The following is a 26,383-nucleotide window of genomic DNA, read 5'->3' as shown; positions in this document are numbered from 1 at the left end:
GAGGAGATATCCCAATGTCACGAAGCCATCCGTATAAATGGTGGAATATTATTGCATTTATCGCTGTCGTTCTCATTAACTTTCTGGCTTCTACACTTCCTATCGGTGGCAGAAGTACTGCTGCTGTATCCAACATGTACCCTACCTTAATCACCCCAGCGGGTTACGCTTTTTCCATCTGGTCAGTCATCTACGTGCTGCTCGCTTGCTTTGTCGTGTATCAAGCTACACCTACAGGGCAAGCCAAGACAAGCGTTCAATCCATCGGTATTTTTTTTATTCTAAGCTGTGTTTTCAATATCATCTGGATTTTCCTCTGGCAGTATGTATACGTAGAATTGTGCGTCATCGTTATTATTTTATACTTGCTTTCCTTGGGGGTCGTGTATGTACGTACCCGCACACCTCAGCCAACCCGCGGAGAAATGTGGTTCGTCAAGCTACCGTTCAGCCTCAACCTCGGTTGGGTATCCGTTGCTACTATTATCAATATTGCAGTGGCACTGGAAAAGAATGAATGGAGTGGCTGGGGACTCAGCGATACGACATGGGCGATCATTATCCTGCTCATCGGCACCATATTGGCGATCATGGTCAGCTTTCCTTATCGTGACAGCATTTATCCTCTCGTATTTGTATGGGCCTATGTCGCCATCGCCGTCGAGCATCCGAACCATGAAAATGTACGGCTGGCTGCATTGATCTTGGCAGCAATCATTCTGGTGTACGCCCTATGGCTATTCTTTGCCCGTAATCGAGACCGGGATTAAAGAAACTATTGATATCTACTAGCAAAAACAAGCGAGTTCGGGTCTGAATCATCTAGCCCAAGCTCGCTTGCTTTGTTTATTCATTTTATCCAATATGATTAGGTATAGACTTTGATCAAATCTATAAGCTTGCTTGTTGAGTGATCTACACCGGGTACAGACTATTCGCCCTTCAATGCAATGACTTCAATCTCCACCAGTGCATCCTTAGGCAGACGGGCTACCTCCACCGCACTGCGTGCTGGATAGGGTTGCTCAAAGAAAGAACTGTACACCTCATTGACGCTGACAAAATCGTTCATGTCCTTCAGGAATACAGTCGCTTTCACAACCTGGTTCATGTTGCTGCCTGCCGCTTCCAGAATGGCTTGTACGTTGCTCAAGGACAGGCGTGCCTGCTCCTGTACATCCTTACCAAACTCACCTGTTGCCGGATTCAGTCCAAGCTGTCCCGAAGTGTAAACAAACCCGCCTGCCTCTACCGCTTGGCTATAAGGGCCGATAGCACCAGGTGCTTTTTCAGTCGCAATTGTTTTTTTCATATGGGTTGGATTCTCCTTCCTGATACTGGTTCACCGTATTATAGCATGTGAAGTCCAAAGCTACTATTCCGTGCGACGGGTTAACGCACTGGGTTTCTTTTAAGACACCCCATTGGGAAGGTGCTATATTTTTTTGTTTCCGCTGTAACCTTTAGCACCTATGTATCATCTAACTCCTATAACCTGCTACAAAAACAAACTTTACAAATCCAGATACAGGTACAATGAACATAGCTAGTATAGACGGGAAAGGAGCACCATCCTTTGAATCTCGAAACAAACTTACACCAAGCAAGGCAGGGAGACCGCAAGGCATTCGTCGCCTTGATGAAACATATGGAATCCGATATGTATGGCATGGCGCGTTCCATTCTTCGCAGCAATGAGGATTGCGCGGACGCGATGCAAGAAGCAATGCTCAAGGCTTACAAGTCTCTGGGAGAGCTGCGTCAACCTCGCTATTTTAAAACATGGCTGCTTCGCATCCTCATTAATGAGTGCCATCAGATTATCCGCAAGCAAAAACGGATCGTCCCCGTGGCCGAATTTATAAAGGAACCCTCCACCTCGGGCGAATATGAAAAAATCGAACTGCGCGAGGCCATCGACCACTTGGAGGAATCCATGCGAACCGTAATTTCCCTGCACTATTTGCGGGATATGCCGATCAGAGAAATATCAGAGGTACTGGATGTATCAGAGGGGGCCGTCAAAACACGATTGCACCGTGCTCGCAGAATATTAATGGACCTGCTACAAAATCGTGGAGAAAGGAAGGTGACCTTTCAATGAGCCCTTCAGAGATTGAGAAACAGAATCAAGAGCTGGATCGAAAATTACAATCAGAAAAAGAAAACTTGGACGCAGACACGGTAATGATTCCCGATTTGGTAAGAGCACGCTTAGATGCATTTTACACACAAATGGAATCGGATGTGGAGCCGTTATCCAAGTCTCCTTCCTTACATCGACCGGGCAAAAAATTTCTTCGGGGGACCGCAATTGCCGCTGCTTCTGCGGCTGTCATTAGCGTTATGATCATTGGTAGCGCCTTTGTTTCGCCTACAATGGCAGAATCATTGAAACAGGTTCCCCTTGTAGACAGCGTGTTCAAGCTTGCTGGGGATCTCGGGCTGCAAACCGCTGATCAGAAAGGGTTGGCAACTTCCTCGAATCTCAGTGTTACCCATAGCGGTATTACATTAAAGGTACCACAAATCATATTTGACGGGACACGCTTGGTCGTGGCGTTGGAAAAGAGCGGCGGAGATTCACAACATCAAACCCTATATCCGGCGATCCAAATGCAAGGACAGCCCGAAGGGGACATTCTGGAGAAAGTGGACCTGTTCATCAATGGGACATCGGTCAATAGCAATAATGGCGCCTTTAATTTCATGTATGGCCGCCCAGGCAAAGATAGTAATTCTATGCTGATTGCGTATATGAGTGACCCTGCCAGTGGTAAACCCGCCTTACCAGATCAGTTTGAGCTAGAGGTATATGCAAAGTTAAAAAGTGTAGCCGAGCCGTTTCGCATACAAGCCACAGTTCATAAAACTAAAATAAATAACAAGATACTTCAGCTGCAAATGAGTATATCTAATCCGTATCTTGCATTTACGGCAGACAAGGTAGAAATCACACCCATCACGACCAAGATCACAACGTCGTTTAAAATGCTGACCGATATTGCACATATGCCGGATGAGTACACCGTGAAGCGAGAGTACAATGACATCAAAAATGGACAAACGATCCAGTACACCAAAAAAGAATTGGATATGCTTGATTATGCGGTATTCGACGAGCAGGGAAGAGAACTCCAACTCCTAAGCGGCTCTGGAGTTCCCCTTACTAAAGAACGTGAGAGCAAAATGATCACCCTATTTACTCCTTTTGTGGACACTCCCCAGAAGATCATCTTCAAGCCTTATATATTGCCAACACAACCAGGAGGCAGTGCCCTACTCGATGCTAATGGCAACTGGACACGCCATTACATTGATGAATTAGAGATTACGATCGATGTGCCGCAACATACAGACCACCCATAAAACACAAATAACGCCGCTGCTGCCCGAATCATCGGGCAACAGCGGCGTTATTATCATTTTTAATCCTAAACGTGGTTTTACACGTTTACATCCGTACCCGTTCCTGAACTAGTTTCCTCAACATCGGATGTTAGTTCCGCACCGATGACCCGAATAATGTCGTTCGGATAAATATGTACGCCGCTCGCCTGCGCAAGAGCGATTCGTACCATGGCTCGTGCGATGACCGAAGCCGGGATGGCACGGTAGGAAGCCAGCTTGCCCGTCATCAGACCGTCCAGCGCTTTCATGACAACAGCGGCAGCGGCTTCGCCCAAACGTCGTTCAGGTCTCGCTCCCAAGATCAGCGACGGACGGAACAAATGCAGCGCAGACAGCCCGATAGCGGCAAGCGCCTCTTCAGCCTCACCCTTGGTGCGATTATAAAACACGCGTGAATCTGGATCGGCCCCCATCGCTGAGATAGCTAGCATCTGTACAGCACCAGCCTCTTTGCCCAACTGGGCAGCTAGCACTGGATAGTCCACATCCACCTGACGGAACTGCTCCTTGGAGCCAGCCTTTTTCATCGTTGTCCCAAGGCAACAAAAAACATCATCCACCCCTTCGAAGGCGAACGCCGTTTTCTGTGGCTGTTCCCAATCGATAAGCGCCTGCTCCAGCTTGGGATGCTTGATGTCCAACGGACGTCTGCCCATAACCATGACGCGGTTGTATTCCTTTTGCACCAGCAGCTCTCGTACAACATAACCCCCGACAAGCCCTGTTGCACCCACAACGACCGCTTTACGTTCCATGATAGACCTCCTTTGTGCCATAACGCTCCTGCTCCTACAATTGCGATTAGGTTAATTTAAAGGGTTGTTCGTCCGCCTCCTTGCTTTTGGACGGACACATCGGTAGGTACAGGGAAAATGTACTTCCCTTGCCCTCCTCACTCTCCAGACGGATAAACCCGCCCAACAAGCGGGAAAAATCACGGCTGATGGACAATCCCAACCCAGTTCCTCCATATTTACGATTAATGGAACCGTTCGCCTGCTGGAATGCCTCAAAAATAACGTGTTGCTGAAGCTTGGAAATGCCGATGCCCGTATCTTTTACAGCAAATACAACCCAATCTCCCTCCTGTCCCTTTCGATCCAGATGTTGTGTACTGATTTCCAGCAATACACGTCCTTCATGAGTGAACTTAAAGGCATTGGACAACAGATTACGCAAAATTTGCTGTACACGTTTGGAATCGGACCGAATTTCATTCGGTATAGGCTCATGCTCCTTTAAGCTGAATTCCAGGTTTTTATCCTTCGCAGTGACTTCAAACTGCATCATCATCACCTGCGCAATTTCACGCACATTGACCGGCTCACTTACGATTTCCATGTGTCCAGCCTCGACCTTGGACAAGTCCAGAATGTCGTTGATCAGTTGGAGCAAATCATGCCCCGAGGCATAGATGAGATCGCTGTACTGGTATAACTCGTCCTCATCCAGTTCCTTTCCCTGCTCGTTGATAATCTGCGCCAGGTTAATAATGCTGTTAAGAGGTGTACGTAACTCATGCGACATCGTTGCCATAAAATCCGATTTATATTGGGAAGCCATCATCAGTTGCTTGGCACGTTCCTCTAGAATGACCTTTGTCTTCTGCAACTCATCTCGCTGCTCTGATAACAACTCATTCGCCTGCTTAATCTGATGATTCCGCTGTTGCTCCATCTGAAAGTCCCGTAAAATCAGAGCAAATAGAAAACTGAGGACGATGCCGATTGGCAGTGTCAGAGGAACAACCTCCGCTACATAATAGCGCCAGGGAATGACGCCCAGGCAGGCTATATTTAACGTATTTACGATATTAACCGCTAAAATGGTCACCGATGCCTTGATAATCAGACGCCAGGTGGAACGCCGCATCCAGTAGTTCAATCCGGCGCACAGGACGCCCAGAATGCTCATATTCAAAAAGCCGACCCACGCCGCCATATGCAAACCGAAGGTAAATCTCGTAAGTCCGATTGCGACCCCAATAATAATAAGCGTATAGGAGCGGGGATACACCAATGCCGCGATAATCAGCGGTACAAAACGCAGATCAAAAATAACCGTTTCACTAAAGTTAAAACCAAAGCAAGAGCTGACCCATCCGCCAAATATCACTAGCAGCACGGAGCTGACATATTTGAACCGCGAAGAGGTACGACTCAAACCATATTTATAAATCACGTTCGCCACATAAGCAACGGCAATCAGCATCCCTAAATTCATTAAAAACATCATTGAAAATTGCATGGACTCACACTCCCATAGCGCAAAAAATTGGATGCCAGGCCTATGTTAACCGCGTTTGCCTTTCTTGTACATCATAACATGAAGCCCCATCTTTCGACATGTCAAAAGATGCTTAGCTCCCTATATAAAAAAGCGAACCTCAATGGCTCGCTCTAATGTGCTGATACCTATAGAATCAGCTTGTGATGCCTTTGTTCCGGCGCCACTCCTTGACAAATAATTCGGCAAAATAAGGGTCCCATTGGGTTCCCTTTCCCTCCTCCAATATCATAACCGCCTTCTCTTCCTTCATACCTTGCCGATAGGGGCGATTAGACGTCATTGCATCATAAGCATCCGCTACAGCAATGATTCGTCCAAATAAGGGGATATCTTCCCCAGCGAGCTGGTCAGGATATCCTTTGCCATCATAACGTTCATGGTGCGAGCGCACGCCAGGCAAATAAGGGGCCATAGCATAAGCCGGTTCAACTTGCCGGAGAATGCTCTCCCCCATAACCGGGTGCATTTTAATCTGATCAAACTCCTCGTCCGTCAGCTTGCCGTCCTTGAGTAGCACAGCGTCAGCCACGCCGATTTTACCGATATCATGCAGCAAGGCTGTTTTGCGCAGCAAATCGATGTCCGCCTCATTCAAACCTCCCTTGCGCCCAATGAGTACAGAGTATTCAGCTACACGCAAAGAATGTCCTGCGGTATAGGCATCTCGTGCATCCAGTGCTGCCGCCAAGGTGGCGAAGTAACTGTCCAATAGCTGACCGTTCTTTTCTTCCCGTTCCTTTAGGCCCTCAATCATCATGTTAAATCCTTCGACCAGCTCCGCAAATTCGTCCGAATACAAATCGCTGGCATTACTGTTCAGGCGGCCTTCCTTCACTTCATTCATTTTTTCCAGCAGGTGGTGGATCGGCTGTTCGATCTCACGGGTCAGCAACCTGCCTCCCAGATAAGCAAAGGCTACACCAAAGATTAAAATCGCACCCGCCCATGCCCAATAGGAACTAGAATTCGCCGCCTCCAAACGTTCCAAGCGAATCTGTGTAGCTAAACAAAATAAAAATAAAGGAAAAGCACCAATGAGCGTCGCACTTAACTGAAATTTATGCCGAAGCGATAGCAGGACTCGTCCTCGCAGGGACAGGCTCAATCCATATTGCTGGTAGGTTCGATCCCGAATTTCCTCCAGCAGTGGTTTGATTGCTCTCATGGTCAGGAAAAATTCAACCAGTGCGTGCATGGAAGCAACCAGACAAGCTCCTATACAGGCGATTCCTACATAATAAAAGGGAAAAGTAAGTTGTCCAGTATGTATCATCCATAACGCAATGACGGTTGCCGGGATAGAGAAGCCTAACAAATGCGGTCCTACAATACGTAAAACTGACAAATTAGGCAGATGATGAACCCGGATATACACCGCTTCTACATCCTTGAGTGTTTCCTGGTTACCTAGAAAAAAACGATGAACTGGTCTCAAATGGATTCGAAACACTATGGTTTCACAAGCAATCATAATGACGCTGGAAAATGCAATAATTTTAACAAGACCCCAAATTTCATAGTGGGCTACATTTAACGTGGAAAATACAAAAATCATACCTACCAACAATACAGTGATAAACGAACCTATAATATAGTTCAGGATAACATGCTGAATAAAGCGCTTATAGGTCGGCAAATTGCTACCCCTCTTTTCATCCGTACACTCTAAAATATCTTGTGTATTCAATATCGGAGTCCAACCATCAAAAGTTTACCTTCTTGCTTGAGCATTTTACAATACGAAGACGGCTTTTAGTCTGCAATTTATAGATGGGAAATCATGCTATTCTTAATTAAGAAACCAAACACACCTTGTGTTTTAGATATATTCCTGCTATACTATTAAAGTATGTATTAACCCCATAAGATTCCACGCAACAAGCTATTACTCCTAATCACCGTATGGAGCTTCTCCAAATTTTATGTATAACCCTAATGTAGAATTTTGAGCTTTTGCCGAAGATTTTCACATTCACACTGGCGCGGTCATCGGAGCCGCAAGGACGAAAGAGAGGTAGGGCTTTTGTCGTTTGGAAAATGAACAGTGGAATCACACTGCCCCTTATGAACATGCTGACCATATATTGCAAGGTAGCAGGGGTTGAATATATATTATGCCATCAAACGATGAAGTTTGGGCAAGCTGTGCAGTACATGCAAACTGCACCCATCCTCCGGATGATCCCCGGGGGATTTTTCATTTTACGGAAACCGTATCATGAACAAAAAAATGACCCCGTCGATACATCGACAGGGCCTATAGCTTGATCAAAAAGGGGTTAATAGGGTCATTATAGTCTCGCTTTCTTAAAACTAAATGATATGCACCTTAAAAACTCATTAATTCTCCAGTTTTATATACCTTCTAATAATTCGTCCAATATTCTGTACCATCGGTCGGCATCGTTTGCGTAGTGGAACGTCTTGTTTCGGCTTGAGTGCGCCTTTGGGTCGAGGGACGCTCCCATCCTTCCAGTAAAACAACATGTTGGGTACCCGAATTGTTTTCCCAAGTGATGTAGCGCTCCTGTTCCATATGTCGCAAGGCGACTGTAATTTCAGCGTCTCGCTTGCCCGTTTTTACGGTCAATTCCGCCATTGTAGGCATGTGGCGATGCTGGGCGAAATAATTATACAAAATACGTAGCAGCTTTCGTTCCAAATCTGGCAACATCGTCTTCCCTCCTACAAAGAACATATGTTCCCATTATAACACATAAAAATGCACCCTCCTACTGGAAGATGCACTGGGCTTGTATTCCCATGTTGAATTCAGCTTTTTTCCTTCTCTTGACGACCGACAGAGCGCAGCCACCAAGCGACTCCACCAACACTTCCAAGTGCCAGAACCGTTAAGAAAATAATATAGAACAAATGAAATGCACGATCACTCATGGCAATCGCCTCCCTTACTTTATGTATACACTTTCCAGCTAAGCCTGTAAACCTCTTTTTGATCCCACATTCTAAATTTCCCCAAGAACTCGACAATAGATACTTGCTTGAGATCCATCGGTGCATACTAACTAAAAATGGTTAATACCAAATATGAGACAGACCAAGGAGGTTATCGAATATGAAATTCCTATTGATCGTGATCATCGTCGTGCTGATCGTTGTGTTGCTTATGAGAAGACGCAGATAAGCGGCGACATCCTGCATGGTTAAAAAGGAATACAAAAAGGGCTTTCGGCACATCACCGAAAGCCTTTATTCATATGAGGTTAGGGCTAAATTACGCCTTGTTCTTCTTGCTATATTTAATAAAAGCAATTACAAGCGCAACAGCAAACAATATTCCGCTGACTACCCATGTTGTCAGAAATGCCATACCCAAACCCACATTAGACCCCATCGTCGGGTGCTGCATGGCAGTAAACACCGAGCCCTGCATCATAAATATGGTACAGAATAAAACAACGGGCGCCAAAATAATCGTGCTTGCCGTCTTCCGACTACCAGATACTGCGATCACGCACAGAGCGGAAATCACCAAGATTACCCAATATATAACTGCTTCCCAAATCACTGAAGTGCCCACTGTTCAACCTCTTTTCTATCCATTCGTATATGCCTCTTCTATTGTAACAGACGTCACACAGTGAACCAAGCCATAATTTGATCAGAAAAGGGGTAAACTCTGCGAATAACGTAAATAATGTACAGTAGCAATCCTACATTAAAGACAGGAAAGAAAATGATTCCATGAGAAGTGCAAGCCCTTTTGTCATTGTAAACGACGTGCAGCAGTCAATTGACTATTACCAATCGGTTTTAGGCGGAAAAATCAAAGTGCTAAACAAGCAGGAAGGCAGACTCTTGCACGCTGAACTTCACCTGGGTAGCAGTCATATCCATTTTTCGGATTCCTACGGTAAGCCGCTGAAAGCACAGCATGTACAAATCATTCTCGACTGTGAAAGTGAGGACGAGCTTAAGCAGGCTTACCACGCACTAGCAGAAAAAGGTACCGTTACCGTGGAACTACAAGATACTTTCTTTGGTGCGCTGCACGGCGAAGTAACGGATCACCTTAACCAGATTGGATGGGTGATGAACTATTTTAAGAGATGATCACGTTCAGCCATAACCGAATACGTCTTATAGCCACCATCAACGTTCCTCACCCGATAACCGTATTGGGTCAAAATTCGGGCCGCAATATAGCCTCGCAGACCAACTTGGCAGGATACCGCGATCTCCAGATCACTAGGGATTTCCGCCATCCGCTCTCTAATCTCGGCCAGAGGAATATGAATCGAACCTGGAATGGCTCCTGCCTGTAGCTCCACTGCATCCCTAACATCAATAATAAGACCACCCTTTCGGTGAAAATCATCAACTTCATGCCACTGTATCGTTTGGACCAGCCCATCCATGATATTCGAAGCCACGTAGCCCGCCATATTCACAGGGTCTTTTGCTGAAGAATAGGGAGGTGCGTAAGCAAGTTCAATATCAGCCAGTTCTCGGACGTTCAAATGACCACGAATAGCCGTCGCAATGACATCAATTCTTTTGTCTGCTCCATCAGCTCCAACAGCCTGCGCCCCATAGATCATCCCATTCTCAGGATTAAAGAGCAGCTTCATAGCGATGGGTGATGCGCCAGGATAATAACCAGCATGCGAACCGGGATGAATATGAACAGCTTGATAAGGAACACCCAGCCGCTGTAATGTTTTTTCATTATTACCTGTAGATGCTGAAGTCAATGCAAAGGTCTTAATGACGGATGTTCCGAGCGCCCCATCATAAGAAATTGTCTGACCGTTAATATGATCTGCTGCCAAGCGCCCCTGACGATTGGCTCCCCAAGCTAGCGATACCATCGTTGCAAACCCATGATTGCGGTCCTTGACCTGGATGGCATCCCCCACCGCATAAATGGCCGGATCGCTGGTTTGCAGTTGGGCGTTGACCTGGATGGCGCCGCGAAAACCAAGTTCCAATCCGCTTTGCTTGGCCAACTCATTTTCAGGAACAACACCGATCGCCAGAATAACCATGTCCGTCTGAAGCACACCCCCGGAGGTCAAACGAAGTTGTGCACCCTGCTCTTCAAAAGCCGTGACTCCTTCCTCTAAACGCACCTCCACCCCGTTCAGTCTCATATGCTGTTCTACCCATTTGGCCATTTCAGGGTCCAGCGGATTCAATAATTGTTGTCCCCTATCAATAATAGTTACTGCAAGTCCACGCTCCCGCAAATTCTCGGCCATCTCCAGCCCAATAAATCCGGCCCCGATCACTGTGACATGCTGGGGATGTCTTTCATCTACATATGCTTTAATGACGTCCGTGTCATGAATATTTCTTAATGTAAATAGATTCACAGCTTCATGTAATCCGGGAATGTCCGGTATCATCGGTTTGGCTCCCGGCGACAATACCACAATATCGTATGGCTGCTCATCTGTTTCCCCTGTAACCATATCGCGGAAATGGACGAGCTTCTGCTCGCGGTCTATTTGTATCACTTCTTTCAGTACCCGCACATCTATATTAAAACGGTCTCTTATCCCTTGAGGTGTCTGGAGAAACAGCTTCTCCCGCGCAGGGATTGCCCCGCCAATATAGTAGGGAAGGCCACAGTTCGCAAAAGAAACATGCTCTCCGCGTTCAAACAGAGTAATCTCGTCTTCCTCATTCCATCTACGCAACCTCGCAGCAGCAGAAGCTCCACCTGCTACCCCGCCAATAATAACTATTTTTCTACCCACTTCTTCCCCTCCTTATATACCCTATGGGGTATAATATATACCTATGGGGGTATGTTGTCAACACGCAAAAAAAGACGGAGGTTGCCCCCCGCCTGATCAACCCTGAACGAATACCGATCTGGGTCGAAAAATCACTTGCGATGCTACACGAATGCTCTGTCACGCTTGGTCTAAGAAGTGTTCGACTACTGATACTACTGCTGCTGACTGGCCGCGATCGCCTGCTCCAGATCGTACAATATATCGTCTATTGCTTCTGTCCCGACAGATAGGCGTAACAGCTCCGGTTTGACTCCGGCAGCAACCTGTTCTTCCTCATTCAACTGCTGGTGCGTTGTGCTTGCCGGATGAATAATCAAAGACTTGGAATCACCTACATTCGCCAAATGAGAAAATAGCTTTACATTCGCAATTAGCTTGCTTCCCGCCTGGCTTCCACCCTTAATACCAAAGGTCAGGATTGCTCCTTGTCCTTTCGGCAAATACTTTTGAGCTAATGCGTAGGACGGATGGCTCGGCAACCCGGTGTAGCTGACCCACTCCACATCCTTGTGACCTTCGAGATATTGCGCTACCTTCAAGGCATTTTGACTATGTCTTTCCAGCCGCAGATGAAGTGTCTCCAAGCCTTGAAGCAGCAGCCATGAATTGAACGGAGAAATGGCTGCTCCCAAGTCCCGTAGCAATTGCACCCGTGCCTTGATAATATATGCGATAGGTCCCACCGCCTCGGTGTAAACAACTCCGTGGTAGCTCGGGTCCGGCTCAGTCAGCCCCGGGAAACGACCACTCGCTTTCCAGTCAAACTTGCCGCTGTCCACGATCACCCCACCAATAGACGTACCGTGTCCGCCAATAAACTTTGTTGCCGAATGCACAACAATGTCCGCTCCGTATTCGATAGGACGCAACAAGTAGGGGCTTGGGAATGTGTTATCCACAATCAGCGGAATACCATATTCGTGCGCAATCGCCGCCACTGCTTCCACATCTAGCACATTGCCCTGTGGATTGCCAATCGTTTCGGCAAAGATGGCCTTCGTTTTATCCGTAATGGCATGGCGAAACTTCTCTGGTTCATCCGAATCGACAAAATGCACCTTAATACCCAATTTGGGCAGTGTGGTAGAAAACAGATTATATGTACCGCCATACAGGCTGGAGGCTGATACAATTTCATCTCCAGCTCCCGCAATGTTCAGAATGGAGAAGGAAATCGCCGCCATTCCCGAAGCTGTGGCCAACGCGCCAGCCCCGCCTTCCAGTGCGGCGATCCGTTGCTCGAACACATCCGTGGTCGGATTCATCAGACGCGTATAAATGTTGCCGAATTCTTTCAGCGAGAACAAATCAGCCGCATGCTCGGCATCCCGAAATCCATATGAAGTGGTCTGGTACAACGGAACGGCGCGGGAAAAGGTAGTAGGATCAATCTCTTGTCCGGCATGGACAGCGAGAGTTTCGAATGACAGCTTGCGTTCTTCTGACATGGTTATTTCCTCCCTTGTTATACGTGCTGTATGAATCGTTTCTTCCTGTATGCGTACTCATGGATGATTTTTCAATCATTCTCGCACAAAAAGAACAATTTGGGAAGATAATTCTCATTATTCGGGTAGGATATTATAATTTTATTAAATATCAGGTTTCAGATCGGAAAGTTTTGCCCAAATGCTCACCCAAACCAAAATAATGACGGAAATTATAGATGAGTGGGCTCCACTTTGTCGGATCAATACGGTTCTCACCGAGGATAATATCCTGATGAACATGCACCTGTATGGCTTGAGTTTCGACGATCGCAAAATAAGGAGAATGATCAGGAATCCGGACCTCTTTCACCTTGGCTTCAATTTGAATAGGACACTCCCTAATTCGGGCGGGCTTGACCCTATTCGCCTCAATCGAAGTGAGTCCGCTGATCTCATACTTATCTTTATGGTGTATAAATCCATGTTCCTTCTTTTTCGCTGGAACAGGATTCTTGCCTGTATAAGGAGCCAAACGTTCTACATTCTCCCACATCGAAGGCCCCGGGACGTTGATTACACATTCGGGATGCTGCTTCATATTTTCAAATGCTTTGCCACCAATTCCAATACCTAGTACCACACAATCTCCTAATGCCCACGAGGAGGAAATGGGGCTAATATTGGTTGTTCCATCCTCATTCAGCGTATTGAGTAAAATCACAGGGGTTCCGTAATATAAAATGCTAGGGTTAATCGTTTTAACGTCTGGGGTATGATTCATCTCATTCATCTGATTTGTTGGGTTCATTATCTCTTCTCCTTCTATTCAGATCTACCTCCCTATTGTAAAATATAAATATTTCAACCTTCATCGAAGTATGGATTACAAAGGGGGATAACCGTGCCATGAGCACCAAGTCAAATGTAGCCATGATTGCTTCTCTTGTTAGCGAGCCTTCCCGTGCAGCTATACTCACCGCTTTATTAGACGGCAGGTTCCACACGGCAAGTGAATTGGCCCATATGGCAGGCATCAAACCGCAAACGGCCAGCTTCCATCTGGCTAAAATGACCGAGGCACACGTCGTTACTGTGGAAAAACAAGGGCGTCACCGTTACTATGGCATTCAAGACCCCGAAGTTGCCCGGGTGATGGAGTCATTTTTATCCATAGCTCCACCTGTTCCAATCAAGTCATTCAAACAAGCCTCCGAAAACGAGGCCATACGGTTGGCAAGAACTTGCTACGATCATGTTGCGGGTCAATTAGGCGTACAGCTCATGAATTTTTTCATGCAAAAGGGGATTCTTTCCGAGGATCAGGACGGGCTTCATATTACGGACCAAGGAGAGACTTTCTTCACTGACTTTCAGATTGACCTTACAAAAACAAGACAAAAGCGCCGCTCCTTCTCACATAAATGCCTGGATTGGAGTGAACGACGCCATCACCTTGCCGGTGCTTTAGGAAGTGCTATTCTGGACAGATTATTCGAATTACATTGGATCGAGCGTCTGCCTACAACCCGAGCGATACGTATTACAGCCGAGGGTAAAAGAGGTTTTAAAGAGATATTTTCGATAGAGGTCGACTAGATCATCAGAGCCCTTTTATTTTTCGCATTACCTCAAATCAAGCAGACTGTTTGAATTGGGCAATAGCAATGGCGGAGTCCTGAAAGTTAACTCCTGTCGTAGTAAGCAGGATAAATTAAGAAGCTTTCCCGCTCTGATCCGCCGCTTTTGCCCCATCTGCCGGAGAAGGTTGAATGGTATTATGAAAAAAAGGTAGCCACAGCCACATACGTCTCCTTTTCATAGTCAATGATGTGTATACATATGACTAATCCGCATATCAAGACTGTGCGTTTCCCCAGAGTAATGAAACAGGTGTGGGCTGGATGAAGCTGTTCATTGATCAACCTCTCTTGAAGAACTCTACCGTTTCGTTAAATGATTGCTGAGCCGAATGTACGTTATATCGGGGAGAGTACGGATCACTGAATCCGTGCTGTCCGCTGAATTTATGTACCCGGATATTACGGTTATCTAAAATTGAAATGAGCTCATCCACATTAAATGATGGTTCTTCCTGTGGAAAAAAAGCAGTGTTGGACAATGTGGAGTTATTTCTAAATAATTCCTAATACGAGAGCCATAGTATCCTACAATTCCATCAACATACTTTTCTTTACTACACAGCCAGGCAACCGTTGCCCCTATGCTAAAGCCGACGATAAATACCTTTTTATAGCGAGCTCGAATACTTAATAATAAACTTTCGATATGATAGAAAGAGCGTTCAAATCCTATATTTTCTATAAAATTGGTATAGGCACTTTCCTCTTGCGAATAGTCATAAGGCGTTTCTTTGCCTAGTAAATTTGGACAAATGACATCATAACCCTGATCTGATAATAGGCTACAAAAATTTTGTATATGCTTGTTAATCCCATAAATCTCATGCAGTACAACAATTAGGGTGCTCGACTTTTTATCTATGCTTATCATATTGTCCCCCTAACCAGTTTTGAATATGGGAAAATAATTCATCCGGATACGCGTATTTATACTTAGCTGCCACTTCCGAGGATAATCGTTTGAACAACTTTAAGGATACGACCAATGCTTCCCAACTATGATTGGGATCGTATTTCCCAAAAGATTTCTTCAAATCAGTAACAACATCTTGATCAGCCCATTCATTCATGAATTTCCCTGCATGCCAAGTATCATATTCCGATCCATGTACAGCTTTTGCATGCCACTCTATCATTTGCAGCAATAATTGTTTACAGTCCATATCTCTTTGCTTAGCTACCCACAGATCATTACGCAAAATTTGTTTAGCCACATATAGAGAGGCGAAGCAATACATGTTAACAACCTGTAGATAAGCACCTTCAGATATTAGAGGAGTATCCGGGATCGTTGTGGTTTGAGAAATGATTTGATTTCCATTCCCCGTCTTATCGAGCAGCATCCTGACCCCCCGCTGAAATCCTTCAGGAATACGTCCATTTTTGATTATATGATCCAGATCAGAAATATGACGGAATAGAAAATCAACCTCAGCCCCTTGGTCAAAGAGAACGAGTTTTTCCGGATCCCCTTTTGCCGTTCGAAACATAAAGCTGGTCCAAACTTTGCCGATGTTTAGTAACCATTGATCATTTTGAAGATAGTAATCTGGATTCGTTGAAAAGACGACTACATCCAAGTCAGAAAACTCATCAAAAGGCTTGTCCTCTCTTGCCCGGGACCCAACGATATAAACCGCAATAATTTCCTCATTAGAGATTCCCCATTCGGATATACGCTCCTCAAGCACTTCGTAAGCATTATTCATTACAATATATCCTCCTTTTTTAGAAAACATTATATCCAATCCAATAATTACGGTATATATTTTTAGTTAACATTCAAAGGAATGCTGCCTGATATACACCATTCATCAAATCAATTTCCCAATCTTCATCCTGTGATATAATTCTTTCAATATTACAGTTTGGAAGGATGGTGCAGATGTCGGAGCAGCGAGTATACATCCGGTTCTCTGAGGAGACGGACGCCGCAGAGTTGGCAGCAATGTACAAGCGCAATCGAGAATTCTTTGAGAAGTTTTCGCCAAACAACCAAGAGAAGTACTATACGGAGGAGCACCAGCTCCAGACGATTATTAAAAGCAAGGCCGACATGATGGAAGACCGGAAATATTCCTTCGTGGTATGCCACAAGGAGGACGACCGGATTATAGGCAGCATAAGCCTATCTTTTGTGGTGAGAGGACCGCTTCAGAGCTGTATGATCGGATACAGTCTAGACCAAGCATATAACGGAAAGGGTTATACGACGGAGGCGGTGAAGCAAGTGGTTCACTATGCCTTCGATGAGCTAAAGTTTCACCGGATCTTCGGGGAAGCCTCTCCCCAGAATCCAGGATCCATACGTGTGCTTGAGAAGGCTGGCTTTCACAAAGAAGGCATCTCTCGAAGCAACGTAAAGATCAACGGAAAATGGGAGGATCACCAGGTTTTGGCGATTATAAATCCATCTGAGGATATCTAGTTTTTCAGAGTGAACAATCATTTAACCATTGTAGGTGGTAGATAAAAGTACCAAATTTCAATATTCTTATTATTGTAATTGAATTTCGGGAAATTCCAAGGAGGTTATTATGAAGTATCAATCCATCAAACTGAATGAAAAGTTATCTAAGTTTAGTGATCATTGGTCTCCGAAAGTTATTGGTGAAATGAATGACTATCAATTTAAATTGGTGAAAATAGTTGGGGATTTTGTATGGCATGATCATCAGGATACCGACGAGGTCTTTATTGTACTTGAAGGTGAGATGTTCATTGATTTTAGAGATGGACGGGTACAAGTTTCTCAGGGAGAGATGTTTATTGTACCTAAGGGGGTCGAACATAAACCTTTCGCCCATGAGGAGTGCCATATCATGCTAGTAGAGCCGAGGGGAGTGGTAAATACTGGAGGAGCAGAGTCAGAATTAACGGCAGCCAATGATACTTGGATTTGAATATATAGAAATAATTAGAAGTGAACAAGAAAAATTGAAGCTGATCGGAGATGGGGCGTATGCACTCCGTAGCTGTCTATTATTGCACTAAGCAACGGGCAGGGGGGATAGTTAAACAAAAATTTCGAGAAAGGAAGAGTATAGTGGATGATAAGAAACGCAGAATTTAAGAATAGTTATGCAGGATGGCGAGAAGTAGAAATAAAGGATTCCTCTCTAGGCATTACATTTCCCATGATGGTAATGTATCCAACGGACGAACCCGAACAAATAGAGCGATTGGGTCCATACCAGTTAGAGTTGGCGAGAGAGGCAGGGCCATCGGAAGGAAGGTTCCCTTTGGTTATCATCTCTCACGGTACTGGCAGTACACCGCTTGTGTATCGGATTTTGGCGCAGTATTTAGCACGTAATGGTTTTATTGTCGGCATTCCAGAGCATCCATTTAACAATCGAAATGATAATAGTCTGGAAGGGACTGCCCAGAATCTTATCTATAGACCTAGACATCTTAATATGGCCACCGATTGGTTTTTCGATAGTATGCTTTTCAAGGACAATTTGATACAGAATGCTGTGTCGCTCATTGGACATTCCATGGGTGGTTATACGGTATTAGCAGCGGCAGGTGGCGTGCCGACTTCTTTTCCTCACGAGACCTCGGACGGAAAGCCCCAGCTTATAGAGGTTACACCAGATTACCGAGTAAAATGCCTCGTTTTACTAGCGCCAGCGTCGGTCTGGTTTCGAGCTGAAGATAGCTTGCGTACGGTTAATCTACCTATCTTAATGATGGATGCAGAGAAGGATCAGTACACTCCTTCTTTACACGCGCGTATAATATTGGATGGCGTGCTGGACCCTAAGAAGGTACAATACAAAACAGTAAAAAACGCCGGACATTTCTCCTTTCTGAGTCCTTTCCCGAAATCGATGAGGACTCCAGCCTTTCTCCCATCGCAAGACCCTTCCGGCTTTGATCGCGAACATTTCCATAGGGGACTTAATGCTGATATATTGGATTTTCTATGTACTCATACACGTTAGTTGGATGACAACAGCGGCTGTCTAAAAACTTTATTTTTCAAGTCTTAGTCTGCCGCTGTTTGATTTTTGTTCAGTCTAAAGCTTTATTTCCACTGGACATTTTACAGAAACTGTATCATTTTGCAGGACTCTCTCAGTGCATGATTTCTCTCTTATTCACCTTAACACCTGATAAGGATTGATCAAACATATCGAGAATAAAAAGGAACCTCTCAGCTTCACGAAATACATGATCGGCTAATAAAGGATGGATAATGCTTTTTATTCGGCACTCGTCGATTAAATCACGCGCTGTTTTCTTAAAATCACGCAAGGACTTCACAGAGACACGGTTCTCATCAACAAATTGACTCAGGAGTGGAACGGTTTGTGACTGTGGCCGCATATGACTTAGGTCAATCGCTTGAAACATTAGCATATCAAAATCATTACTAAACTCCCTAGCTTGTTCAACCAGTTTACGTTCGGATGGATCAAGCAAATGGCCTATAAATTTTGCGTGATCGGCCATGATTTTTAAGAAAAATACATTTTCGTCAATAATAGCATCAGGTAAGGGTTCAAGTGTTCCTGAATTCAGTTCTCCTAAACGGTTTCTGAAATAATTTGCTTCCCGACTTACGTGATCTACCAGTAAAGGAAAATTGGTTTGTCCAGGAAGCTTGCATTGTAATATAAGGCCCAATACCATCCTCTTAAATGCCCAAATATTCGTCGCCGCATTCTGAACTTCCGTATTAAACTCTTTGATTGTATAAGGATCTGTCTTGTTATTAAATTCATGCGACCTTTTCTCGATATCCTCGAAAATAGCGTAAAACTGATTGGCTTCTGTTTTAAGTTGAGTATCTTCCGCTCTAAAACCTAACCCCAGAAAAAAGGAATGCTCCTTCATAATCCTCGACCAAAATCGTATTTCATCTAATGAGCGCGAAACGAATGCATCCAATCATATCCCTCCTCTATGTGAGCAAAAAAGCACTTACTTAGTCATATGGGATATGCCAGGTTATTATGATTATCGAATCCCACGCCTCATATTAGTCTAATTCTGAAGTTAGCAAATTAAATTCCATAATAATACTCATATTTGAATATATATCATTTAATGTTTGGACAATTCTCCCAATCCAGTTCTATAATTCACTTGTTATTACATATATTTAGGAGGAAGTCATGAACAATATTATATTCAAAAAACTAGGAACAATAGTGTTAGCCCTTCTCATTGGAGCTTCGGTGTTCTCATTGTTCCCTACCGTTACAAAAGCTGAGACTACAAATGTGACTTGGAAAAACGGGTCTGTAGTAACTACTCTTGATGGGATTTCAACAAGCGACAGAGCGACAGTGGGGAAAACAAATGGGAAATGGTATTGGGAAGTGAAGGTCAACAATGTTGCTTCATTCGTAGGAATAACAGGTGAATCGGACAAACAATATCAAGCATTTTATGGGGCTAGTGGTGAAATTTGGAATAACATCAAATCACCAGTAAAGCTAGCCTACAATTATGGTTTTGGAGTTGATTACGTTATCGGCATTGCATTGGACTTAGATAACGATAAAATAGTTTGGTACGCTAATGGGGTTTCACGCGGAGCTAATTCCATTAAACCATCTGAACTAGAGGGGTCACAGATTTTCCCTGTGGTTTTAAGTGGAACTGGTCAGAAAATAGCTTTTGAGGCTAATTTCGGAGCTAGTGAGTTTAAATATCCTATTCCTGAAGGTTTTTTACCTTATCAAGATTCGGGTACATCTACAACGCCTGATCCATCTACAAAGCCTGACCCGTCTACTACACCGGATCCATCCACTAAGCCCGATCCGTCTACTACACCGGATCCATCCACTAAGCCCGATCCGTCTACTACACCGGATCCGTCCACTAAGCCCGATCCGTCTACTACACCGGATCCGTCCACTAAGCCCGATCCGTCGGATACAGATGGGGCCTCCCAACCAACTGGTGACCGCGCCATTCTGACTGTAACGATGGACAATGGATTTGATAAAGAATTCGATTTGAGTAAAAAAGAACTCAATGCCTTCATCGCATGGTATGACGCTAAAGATGCTGGTAGAGGTGCTTCTTTCTTTGCCATTGACAAACATAATAACAACAAAGGTCCATTCAGTAATCGCAAAGACTACGTAATCTTCAATAAAATTCTCACATTTGAAGTAAGCGAATATTCAACGAAATAAACATGATGAAGGACTTCATATCGGCTAACATGCCAATGAAGTCCTTTTTTCACCGTTACCCTAATCTCGAAATCACGCCTACATTGCTATAACTGGACGATACATTTTTTCTAGACTAAAAGTTTGCAAATCGTTTTTTAAACAAAAAAAGCACGGCTTCCAAAAAGCCTGGAAGCTGTGCTTTGCTTATTTATTCAACCCTAATATTCGATAATAAAGGTAACAAGATAAAATGAGCAACTACCTCAACCGATGAGGATACTCACAGGAGAATTCGTTATGTTAAAAAAAGCTCTATTCATTGCTCTACTTTCTGTAGCTCTAACAGCTTGTGGAAGCAATTTCAAAGAAGCAACGACAAGGTCTGGGTCTTCAAGTACATCCTTTGCTACTGAACAAACAGCAAGCAATGAAAATACTGCTCAGCAAGCTTCTACAAATCAGGTCACAGATAAACAATATTTATTTGCTGAATTCATGAAAGATGGAACCCCCATGTTAACAGAAGATCAAGCTTCTATGGAACAAACGTCTTATGACTTCATTGCTAAAAACAGTGACTTATTTCCTTCCACAGATAAAAGCAAAGTCATTAATCTAGTAGACAAATCCGTAACAACAAAACACTTAAATAAAAATTTGAACTTATACTTAAACAAATTTGTAAAAATAAGCGGCGATGTAATAGATATAGAAGAAGATAACATTCCTATAGGAACAACGGCTATCGTTTATATTAGTGATGAAAATGATAATACAGTAATGGCAGTTTATCCGGGAGCAAGTGGGGAAATTTTTGAAGGAGACGTTGCTACAGTTATTGGAGTTCCTATCGCTAATTTTTCATATGAAAATATTTCAGGTGGCTATACGAATACTACATTGTTAGCAGCTTCTTTTCTCACGAAAGAAAATCAATAAATTTTAATCATGAGTATTCAACTAAATCACACGAGAGGGACTCTATCCGGCTAGATAAAGTGATTAGAAAATTGTTCAAATGCAAAAAGCACTGCCGACCCATAAGGTTAGCAGTGCTTTTTATCTAATCTAATTTCGGACAGAATGAAAGAAGGTCGTTCAACTTGATTGATGGGTCATTATCATACAATTCTTTTCGCAAAATTAAACCCAACATGATTTAAGGATGATAACCAAGAGGATATAGAGCACCAAAATAGCTGCTGTAGAAGTCCACACACCGCAAACAGCTGCACCTGCACATCCGCTCATAGCTTTAGCCCTCCTTTATTTGTCGTCATCTTAATATATGTGTAAATATGTTTTATGACCGGGCATTCAGGTAAACATAAAAAACACTCCACTTACGCATGCCAGCGGAATATTAGGATACTTTCCGATTGCGTGCTGATATCTTTGTTAATATGGAAGATGAGATATACACCGCGAAAAAGCCATGCTTAATAGTTCCTGATTGTAAATCTGATACTTACGGTTTTGATCCAGCACCCAATTTGCAAATCCTACAGCTTTAGTGTAGCAATTATAATCATAGGGATTAATTTTAAACTCAAGAATATTCAGCATCATCTGATTCTCTTCATCTGATAATTTCAAGCCCAACTGGCTAAACTGCCTTTGTCGAATTCTCCGAGCGGTGTCGTCTTGTATGGCTCTGTGCTGAATGGACACTTGTCCTTTATGTTGACGATAATACAATAAGCTTATGGGGAGGTTTGCTATTTGTACCTGAGAGGCTAATCGGTTCCACAGTTCGTAGTCTTCGGCATGAGGATAACTACTATCATATTGAATGTTTAGCCGATGTATCATGCTATTGCGTATTATTGTAGCAGGATGGCAGATACAGCAATGAAATAACAACCATGTTCTAATTTCTTCATGACTAGCCGGATTCACCTTAAGTGCCCCTCCACTAGAAGTAGTAAAAGCAGCACCACATACATCAATTAGGGGATTTTGATCCATGAATGATATTTGCACATCCAATCGATCTGGCGTAGAAATATCATCGCTATCCATACGAACGATATATTCACCAGTTGCCCTATTGAATCCCTCGTTTAAAGTAGCAACCAAACCTTGATTGGTACTATGGAATATTTTAACCACTCTAGGATCTGTTATTTGTGAAATAACAAAAGCGGATCCATCTGTTGAGCCATCATCAATAATAATCAATTCAAAATCGGAATAGGTTTGAGCTAATATACTGTGGATTGCTTCCCAAACAAAGGACACAGTGTTATAAACTGGAAGTATAATTGAAGCTCGTGGCACAAGAAGTTCCCTCCATTCTACATTTTAAAATTAGAAAATATTATTTTGCATAAAAGCCAACTTCCCTATTTTTCTCGAAAACTATTTCTTCGAATGTTCATGCTCCAAGTATATGTATTGAAATATATTTTGAGGCGGCTTCTCGGTAAAAAAAGCTTTCCATAGCCACCCTTTGGGGTATTTATAGAAAGCTAATCTGCTTTGCAGCGTCTATAGCGCTCACTTAAAATTTTTCAGGAAACGGTTTGACAATGCCTTCTGTCAGAATGTCCGCTAAATGAATCATATGGATCTCGTTTTTGTCGGTTGGAATGGAATATATGATAGAAGTATTCATGGGCTTGTTTGCACTAATTCTTATATTATATCCTTTCAAAGTACTGGTACGATGGTTATTAGAATTCTTAAATTTTAAAAATGTCGTCACTTCCTTTATTACTTTTGGCACGCTTGCTTTGTCGTATCTAATATTTATTACAGTTAGATCACAATCAATAGAGGATATATTAAAAGGAGCTTCGATTGCCATACCTGTTTTTGTACTATACTTAGTAATTGATCTTCAAAAAAATAATGAAGAGAAGGAAACTGCATTACCCACTACTCCATAAAACAGTAAAGATACCCTGACGCTTTAAGTAAGTGAGTAATCAAATAAAGACTCTTATGGCAATATATTAGCAGAGTCCTTTCATTTACTCTAAATTCACATTGATCACGGAAAAATAAGATTAGTTAATCTTAATAGCTATTCGGTGATCGGTGTGTTGAATCTAAAAGTAAACAATCCCCGCTGACCAAGTATGGTTAGCGGGGATTGTTTAGTTGTTTTTGAGTTGTTGTTTACGATTATCTTTTACTGTGGTTTTCAGGCTCGCGACGTTTTAAACCTGCCAAGCCAATTAATCCCAACAGGCCAAGCCACCCCCAATTATTATTATTATCGTTATCATTATTATTAGTAGTAGTTAGCATTTGTGTTCTACCATTGTCGTTTGTGGCCATATTGTTTTGACTGTTTTCAGCAAATGCTACTGCCGCTCCAAAGCTTGAAATCATTAATGCAACAACAGCCATTATCTTCATTTTTTTCAACATACCTAAACCACTCCTTTAAATTTGTGTTTGCAATCAATTTTTTAATGTATTTAGCATGCCAATTGAACTTATTTCTTATACACACATTAAATCTTCACTACTGGGAATCATAAATTCGTACATCATTAAAATTAAAAAGGAGTGGTTTTTATAATGGGTATCCTAAGCGGGAATCCAAAAGACGAGCCCATGCATTACGGAGAAGTTTATAGTGTATGGCAGTTTTCAGCGTTAGCGAAAGGCAGCGTTTCATTTTACCAAGCATGTTTAAACCACGCAGGAGACAAAGAACTCAAAAAAATACTGGATGATCTTATTGATCAAGCTAAACTGGAAATCCAAGAATGCGACGCAATGCTTACTGATAATGGGATTGCCCCAGCTCCTATTTTGCCTGAAAGACCCCCTGTGAAACTTGAGGATATCCCGGTTGGTGCAAGGTTTACTGATCCCGAAATCGCAGCTAAAATCGCATTAGATACCTCTGTAGGATTGACATCTTGCAGCCAAGCTATGGGTCAATCCATTAGAGAAGACATCGGGGCTTTATTTGCGAAATATCATCTAACTAAGACTGCTTTGGGAGTCCGTATTCTAAAAATGAACAAAGAAAAGGGTTGGCTAATACCTCCCCCTCTTCAATTAAAAAGACCTGAACCAGTTAAAGCCTAAATTTCCAGTACGATTCCTCAACACACTGTTCCCCTTAGATTGTTCAACAAAAATCCCCGCCGACCAGTTAAGGTTAGCGGGGATTGGTTTTGTTACGTTTAAGCACCTCCGATGGTAACGTAAGGCTGAATACTATTGTGGTGGTTAAGGGCTTGATCCGGCACAGTAACAATAAACAAAAAGCTAGCCGCGATGATTAGCAGTACCATTTTTTTCAACATTGGTCATCCACACCTTTTCCATAAAATTTAAAAATGCTGCTTTGGTTTCAGGAGTCGCATAATCCCGAAAATGTAAAAACAAACCCAAACAGTTTATAAAACAAGTCTCATTATTTAGTGTATGATAACTTACTAATGAATACATCAAATGTTTAAAACCATCAATGTAAGAACCTCGATGTAAATAATAATAAGATAACTCGTAACCAAACCACGCGATATAAGCCGGTATCACTTGTTGGGTATACATATCATCTGATGATAGTTGCTGTTGTGCAAAAGCATTTATTTCGGCTTCAAATTGCTGAAGTATACCTTCTACATCTATACTATATTGGTTTGCTGAAATTATAACATTCAACAGTTTTGAGATTTTCTCATTCTCGTTAGTGGCGGATGTTGCTGCAATATATTCAACATAATCTTGAAGCACACTTATATCTCCTGACAACAGTTTATATACGTAAGTATTACCTTCTGCCCAACTTTTGAACAAGCTAATCCAGTGTTGAGTATCGTCGTCAGTCTCTTTAACCCAATCTAGATTAGCGTAGGTGTATGTATATTCTAGAGCTTGTTGATAGTTGCCTTGAGCTTCACAGACACTCGCACACAATAAATCGGCATAAGAAATGTATACAAACAAGGGACGAGTTAGCTTCTTAGTAGATTCATTACGCTCTCGACTCTTCTGTTCATGTTTCAAAGTATATTGGATTTCCGCTTTATCTCTCATTTTTCGGGCTAGTTCATCAACCTTGTCCCATTTACGTAAAGACCTATATACGTTAGCCAAATCCTTCAATGCGTCAAGCTGATCTAATTCATCTAGTCGCTCGACATAAGGCTCAAACAGTATAGCTGCCTTGATATTTCGGCTTTGATCATCTCCAATCTGAATCGTGAATATGCGATATTGACAGATGGCTAAACGTTCAGAATGTTGGTACTTCTCGGCTTCAGCTACGCCCTCATAGAGCAGCAATGCAGCATCATTTCGTCCCTGCGCTAATAACATTTCTGCAATCTCAAATAGTTTGGGTGAATAGAGTAGATTGTCCATGATGGTTCCCACCACTTGACGGATCGCGCCTAACTTGTCCAACTCCGCACAGCGAAACAAAAACGGCTCGATTCGCCTCATATTCGGTGGGGTGTCGATGATGTAGTTTTCTATGAATAAATCGTAAAAGTAGCCCTCCGGTAAACCCATAGCTTCAGTAATTAGGTCAAGCTGGTTAACAGACATAGACTTATTCCCCGTCACAATAGCGCTTACTATTCCCCTATTCATGCCTGCTATATGCCCGAATTGCGTTAGACTCATGCTCTCTTGTTTTAAGTATTTGTCTAATTCTGTTCGTATCGTAGGTGTATGCTTCATGCCATAGCCACCTTCCGCTTAAATATTCCATATTTTTTAAAAACTAACTT

27 protein-coding genes and 2 pseudogenes are annotated in these 26,383 nt (G+C 43.1%); 11 read left to right on the top strand and 18 right to left on the bottom strand.

All coding sequences use genetic code 11. The features are described 5' to 3' along the window. Positions 1-14 precede the first annotated feature (14 nt). Positions 15-770 carry a tryptophan-rich sensory protein gene (locus MKY16_RS02735; protein WP_340954016.1) on the top strand — a complete coding sequence of 252 codons (756 nt, stop codon included), beginning with the start codon at positions 15-17 and terminating at the stop codon, positions 768-770. Between the two features lie 161 nt (positions 771-931). Here MKY16_RS02735 and MKY16_RS02730 read toward each other — a convergent pair whose 3' ends face one another. Beyond that, complete coding sequence (locus MKY16_RS02730; protein WP_029515998.1) at positions 932-1,312, bottom strand: RidA family protein; 381 nt, start codon at positions 1,310-1,312, stop codon at positions 932-934. A gap of 264 nt (positions 1,313-1,576) precedes the next feature. Between MKY16_RS02730 and MKY16_RS02725 the strand changes: the two genes are divergently transcribed. Next, entirely contained in the window at positions 1,577-2,104 is a 528-nt protein-coding gene (locus MKY16_RS02725) for a sigma-70 family RNA polymerase sigma factor (RefSeq protein ID WP_340954015.1), read from the top strand. Then, a complete protein-coding gene (locus MKY16_RS02720) occupies positions 2,101-3,369 on the top strand; it encodes a DUF4179 domain-containing protein (protein ID WP_340954012.1) in 1,269 nt (422 codons plus the stop codon). The genes MKY16_RS02725 and MKY16_RS02720 overlap by 4 nt, the downstream gene beginning before the upstream one ends. 77 nt (positions 3,370-3,446) lie before the next feature. Here MKY16_RS02720 and MKY16_RS02715 read toward each other — a convergent pair whose 3' ends face one another. From MKY16_RS02715 to MKY16_RS02690, 6 genes are all read right to left on the bottom strand, one after another. Then, a complete protein-coding gene (locus MKY16_RS02715; RefSeq protein ID WP_340954009.1) occupies positions 3,447-4,166 on the bottom strand; it encodes an NAD(P)H-binding protein in 720 nt (239 codons plus the stop codon). A 46-nt stretch (positions 4,167-4,212) separates the two neighbouring features. Next, a complete protein-coding gene (locus tag MKY16_RS02710; RefSeq protein WP_340954006.1) occupies positions 4,213-5,658 on the bottom strand; it encodes an ATP-binding protein in 1,446 nt (481 codons plus the stop codon). A 175-nt stretch (positions 5,659-5,833) separates the two neighbouring features. After that, positions 5,834-7,336: an HD-GYP domain-containing protein gene (locus MKY16_RS02705; protein ID WP_318627636.1), complete on the bottom strand. Its 1,503-nt coding sequence runs from the start codon at positions 7,334-7,336 to the stop codon at positions 5,834-5,836. 729 nt (positions 7,337-8,065) lie between these two features. After that, complete coding sequence (locus tag MKY16_RS02700) at positions 8,066-8,374, bottom strand: hypothetical protein (RefSeq protein ID WP_029516002.1); 309 nt, start codon at positions 8,372-8,374, stop codon at positions 8,066-8,068. A gap of 98 nt (positions 8,375-8,472) precedes the next feature. Beyond that, entirely contained in the window at positions 8,473-8,595 is a 123-nt protein-coding gene (locus MKY16_RS02695) for a hypothetical protein (RefSeq protein ID WP_274386362.1), read from the bottom strand. 340 nt (positions 8,596-8,935) lie between these two features. Continuing rightward, complete coding sequence (locus MKY16_RS02690) at positions 8,936-9,241, bottom strand: hypothetical protein (protein ID WP_238794843.1); 306 nt, start codon at positions 9,239-9,241, stop codon at positions 8,936-8,938. 164 nt (positions 9,242-9,405) lie between these two features. On the opposite strand from MKY16_RS02690, the gene MKY16_RS02685 reads away from it, so the two are divergent. Beyond that, positions 9,406-9,774 (top strand): VOC family protein, encoded by a 369-nt coding sequence (locus MKY16_RS02685; RefSeq protein ID WP_029516003.1) that lies wholly within the window; start codon positions 9,406-9,408, stop codon positions 9,772-9,774. Here the strand turns inward: MKY16_RS02685 and MKY16_RS02680 are convergent. The 3 genes from MKY16_RS02680 to MKY16_RS02670 form a co-directional block, all read right to left on the bottom strand. Beyond that, positions 9,759-11,423, bottom strand: coding sequence for a CoA-disulfide reductase (locus tag MKY16_RS02680; RefSeq protein WP_340954003.1), 1,665 nt, complete (start codon positions 11,421-11,423; stop codon positions 9,759-9,761). The genes MKY16_RS02685 and MKY16_RS02680 overlap by 16 nt on opposite strands. 194 nt (positions 11,424-11,617) lie before the next feature. Further along, positions 11,618-12,913 (bottom strand): homocysteine synthase, encoded by a 1,296-nt coding sequence (locus tag MKY16_RS02675; RefSeq protein ID WP_340954000.1) that lies wholly within the window; start codon positions 12,911-12,913, stop codon positions 11,618-11,620. 151 nt (positions 12,914-13,064) lie between these two features. Further along, positions 13,065-13,703, bottom strand: a complete 639-nt coding sequence (locus tag MKY16_RS02670; RefSeq protein WP_340953997.1) for a flavin reductase family protein — start codon at positions 13,701-13,703, stop codon at positions 13,065-13,067. Positions 13,704-13,801: 98 nt separating this feature from the next. Between MKY16_RS02670 and MKY16_RS02665 the strand changes: the two genes are divergently transcribed. After that, a complete protein-coding gene (locus MKY16_RS02665) occupies positions 13,802-14,491 on the top strand; it encodes an ArsR/SmtB family transcription factor (RefSeq protein WP_029516008.1) in 690 nt (229 codons plus the stop codon). A gap of 322 nt (positions 14,492-14,813) precedes the next feature. Here the strand turns inward: MKY16_RS02665 and MKY16_RS02660 are convergent. Continuing rightward, positions 14,814-15,406, bottom strand: a pseudogene (locus MKY16_RS02660) (dienelactone hydrolase family protein). After that, on the bottom strand, positions 15,390-16,244 hold the full coding sequence (locus tag MKY16_RS02655) for an aminoglycoside 6-adenylyltransferase (RefSeq protein WP_029516010.1): 855 nt from the start codon (positions 16,242-16,244) through the stop codon (positions 15,390-15,392). Before MKY16_RS02655 ends, MKY16_RS02660 begins: the two are co-directional and overlap by 17 nt. A 176-nt stretch (positions 16,245-16,420) precedes the next feature. Here MKY16_RS02655 and MKY16_RS02650 point away from each other — a divergent pair, with 176 nt between their 5' ends. From MKY16_RS02650 to MKY16_RS02640, 3 genes are all read left to right on the top strand, one after another. Then, on the top strand, positions 16,421-16,963 hold the full coding sequence (locus MKY16_RS02650; RefSeq protein WP_080658582.1) for a GNAT family N-acetyltransferase: 543 nt from the start codon (positions 16,421-16,423) through the stop codon (positions 16,961-16,963). A 109-nt stretch (positions 16,964-17,072) separates the two neighbouring features. Next, entirely contained in the window at positions 17,073-17,438 is a 366-nt protein-coding gene (locus MKY16_RS02645) for a cupin domain-containing protein (RefSeq protein ID WP_039270324.1), read from the top strand. Between the two features lie 147 nt (positions 17,439-17,585). Next, positions 17,586-18,485, top strand: a complete 900-nt coding sequence (locus MKY16_RS02640; RefSeq protein WP_340953995.1) for an alpha/beta hydrolase family protein — start codon at positions 17,586-17,588, stop codon at positions 18,483-18,485. A 133-nt stretch (positions 18,486-18,618) separates the two neighbouring features. Here the strand turns inward: MKY16_RS02640 and MKY16_RS02635 are convergent, their stop codons facing one another. Next, positions 18,619-19,434, bottom strand: a complete 816-nt coding sequence (locus MKY16_RS02635) for a DUF2935 domain-containing protein (protein ID WP_340953993.1) — start codon at positions 19,432-19,434, stop codon at positions 18,619-18,621. A 227-nt stretch (positions 19,435-19,661) separates the two neighbouring features. On the opposite strand from MKY16_RS02635, the gene MKY16_RS02630 reads away from it, so the two are divergent. Together MKY16_RS02630 and MKY16_RS02625 are read left to right on the top strand one after the other, a co-directional pair. Then, entirely contained in the window at positions 19,662-20,696 is a 1,035-nt protein-coding gene (locus MKY16_RS02630) for an SPRY domain-containing protein (protein WP_340953991.1), read from the top strand. 279 nt (positions 20,697-20,975) lie between these two features. After that, positions 20,976-21,617 carry a hypothetical protein gene (locus tag MKY16_RS02625; RefSeq protein WP_069010792.1) on the top strand — a complete coding sequence of 214 codons (642 nt, stop codon included), beginning with the start codon at positions 20,976-20,978 and terminating at the stop codon, positions 21,615-21,617. Between the two features lie 204 nt (positions 21,618-21,821). Here the strand turns inward: MKY16_RS02625 and MKY16_RS02620 are convergent, their stop codons facing one another. The 4 genes and pseudogenes from MKY16_RS02620 to MKY16_RS02605 form a co-directional block, all read right to left on the bottom strand. Next, positions 21,822-21,929 (bottom strand): hypothetical protein, encoded by a 108-nt coding sequence (locus tag MKY16_RS02620; RefSeq protein WP_023986758.1) that lies wholly within the window; start codon positions 21,927-21,929, stop codon positions 21,822-21,824. Positions 21,930-22,076: 147 nt separating this feature from the next. Continuing rightward, a complete protein-coding gene (locus MKY16_RS02615) occupies positions 22,077-22,958 on the bottom strand; it encodes a glycosyltransferase family 2 protein (protein ID WP_340953989.1) in 882 nt (293 codons plus the stop codon). Positions 22,959-23,181: 223 nt separating this feature from the next. Further along, positions 23,182-23,265: pseudogene (locus tag MKY16_RS02610) on the bottom strand (glycosyltransferase); the annotation flags it as partial. A 542-nt stretch (positions 23,266-23,807) separates the two neighbouring features. Further along, positions 23,808-24,056: a WGxxGxxG family protein gene (locus tag MKY16_RS02605; protein ID WP_340931250.1), complete on the bottom strand. Its 249-nt coding sequence runs from the start codon at positions 24,054-24,056 to the stop codon at positions 23,808-23,810. Between the two features lie 153 nt (positions 24,057-24,209). Between MKY16_RS02605 and MKY16_RS02600 the strand changes: the two genes are divergently transcribed. Next, a complete protein-coding gene (locus MKY16_RS02600; RefSeq protein WP_029516021.1) occupies positions 24,210-24,728 on the top strand; it encodes a DUF3231 family protein in 519 nt (172 codons plus the stop codon). A 183-nt stretch (positions 24,729-24,911) separates the two neighbouring features. Here MKY16_RS02600 and MKY16_RS02595 read toward each other — a convergent pair whose 3' ends face one another. Then, positions 24,912-26,333, bottom strand: a complete 1,422-nt coding sequence (locus MKY16_RS02595) for a transcriptional regulator (protein ID WP_340953987.1) — start codon at positions 26,331-26,333, stop codon at positions 24,912-24,914. Positions 26,334-26,383 lie beyond the last annotated feature (50 nt).

Origin of the sequence: Paenibacillus sp. FSL L8-0641, from assembly GCF_038006265.1 — a bacterium.
GTDB lineage: Bacteria > Bacillota > Bacilli > Paenibacillales > Paenibacillaceae > Paenibacillus > Paenibacillus polymyxa_D.
The sequence above is the reverse complement of the archived record's forward strand: the minus strand, read 5'-3'. Positions and strand labels throughout refer to the sequence as shown.

Excerpts from the sequence above, each read along its gene's own strand:
- MKY16_RS02630 (WP_340953991.1), top strand. The coding sequence starts at position 19,662 with ATGAACAATATTATATTCAAAAAACTAGGAACAATAGTGTTAGCCCTT.
- MKY16_RS02650 (WP_080658582.1), top strand. The coding sequence starts at position 16,421 with ATGTCGGAGCAGCGAGTATACATCCGGTTCTCTGAGGAGACGGACGCC.
- MKY16_RS02730 (WP_029515998.1), bottom strand. The coding sequence starts at position 1,312 with ATGAAAAAAACAATTGCGACTGAAAAAGCACCTGGTGCTATCGGCCCT.
- MKY16_RS02720 (WP_340954012.1), top strand. The coding sequence starts at position 2,101 with ATGAGCCCTTCAGAGATTGAGAAACAGAATCAAGAGCTGGATCGAAAA.
- MKY16_RS02735 (WP_340954016.1), top strand. The coding sequence starts at position 15 with ATGTCACGAAGCCATCCGTATAAATGGTGGAATATTATTGCATTTATC.
- MKY16_RS02665 (WP_029516008.1), top strand. The coding sequence starts at position 13,802 with ATGAGCACCAAGTCAAATGTAGCCATGATTGCTTCTCTTGTTAGCGAG.
- MKY16_RS02715 (WP_340954009.1), bottom strand. The coding sequence starts at position 4,166 with ATGGAACGTAAAGCGGTCGTTGTGGGTGCAACAGGGCTTGTCGGGGGT.
- MKY16_RS02670 (WP_340953997.1), bottom strand. The coding sequence starts at position 13,703 with ATGAACCCAACAAATCAGATGAATGAGATGAATCATACCCCAGACGTT.
- MKY16_RS02620 (WP_023986758.1), bottom strand. The coding sequence starts at position 21,929 with ATGAGCGGATGTGCAGGTGCAGCTGTTTGCGGTGTGTGGACTTCTACA.
- MKY16_RS02700 (WP_029516002.1), bottom strand. The coding sequence starts at position 8,374 with ATGTTGCCAGATTTGGAACGAAAGCTGCTACGTATTTTGTATAATTAT.
- MKY16_RS02655 (WP_029516010.1), bottom strand. The coding sequence starts at position 16,244 with ATGAATAATGCTTACGAAGTGCTTGAGGAGCGTATATCCGAATGGGGA.
- MKY16_RS02625 (WP_069010792.1), top strand. The coding sequence starts at position 20,976 with ATGTTAAAAAAAGCTCTATTCATTGCTCTACTTTCTGTAGCTCTAACA.
- MKY16_RS02605 (WP_340931250.1), bottom strand. The coding sequence starts at position 24,056 with ATGTTGAAAAAAATGAAGATAATGGCTGTTGTTGCATTAATGATTTCA.
- MKY16_RS02640 (WP_340953995.1), top strand. The coding sequence starts at position 17,586 with ATGATAAGAAACGCAGAATTTAAGAATAGTTATGCAGGATGGCGAGAA.
- MKY16_RS02595 (WP_340953987.1), bottom strand. The coding sequence starts at position 26,333 with ATGAAGCATACACCTACGATACGAACAGAATTAGACAAATACTTAAAA.
- MKY16_RS02645 (WP_039270324.1), top strand. The coding sequence starts at position 17,073 with ATGAAGTATCAATCCATCAAACTGAATGAAAAGTTATCTAAGTTTAGT.
- MKY16_RS02685 (WP_029516003.1), top strand. The coding sequence starts at position 9,406 with ATGAGAAGTGCAAGCCCTTTTGTCATTGTAAACGACGTGCAGCAGTCA.
- MKY16_RS02675 (WP_340954000.1), bottom strand. The coding sequence starts at position 12,913 with ATGTCAGAAGAACGCAAGCTGTCATTCGAAACTCTCGCTGTCCATGCC.
- MKY16_RS02710 (WP_340954006.1), bottom strand. The coding sequence starts at position 5,658 with ATGCAATTTTCAATGATGTTTTTAATGAATTTAGGGATGCTGATTGCC.
- MKY16_RS02600 (WP_029516021.1), top strand. The coding sequence starts at position 24,210 with ATGGGTATCCTAAGCGGGAATCCAAAAGACGAGCCCATGCATTACGGA.
- MKY16_RS02695 (WP_274386362.1), bottom strand. The coding sequence starts at position 8,595 with ATGAGTGATCGTGCATTTCATTTGTTCTATATTATTTTCTTAACGGTT.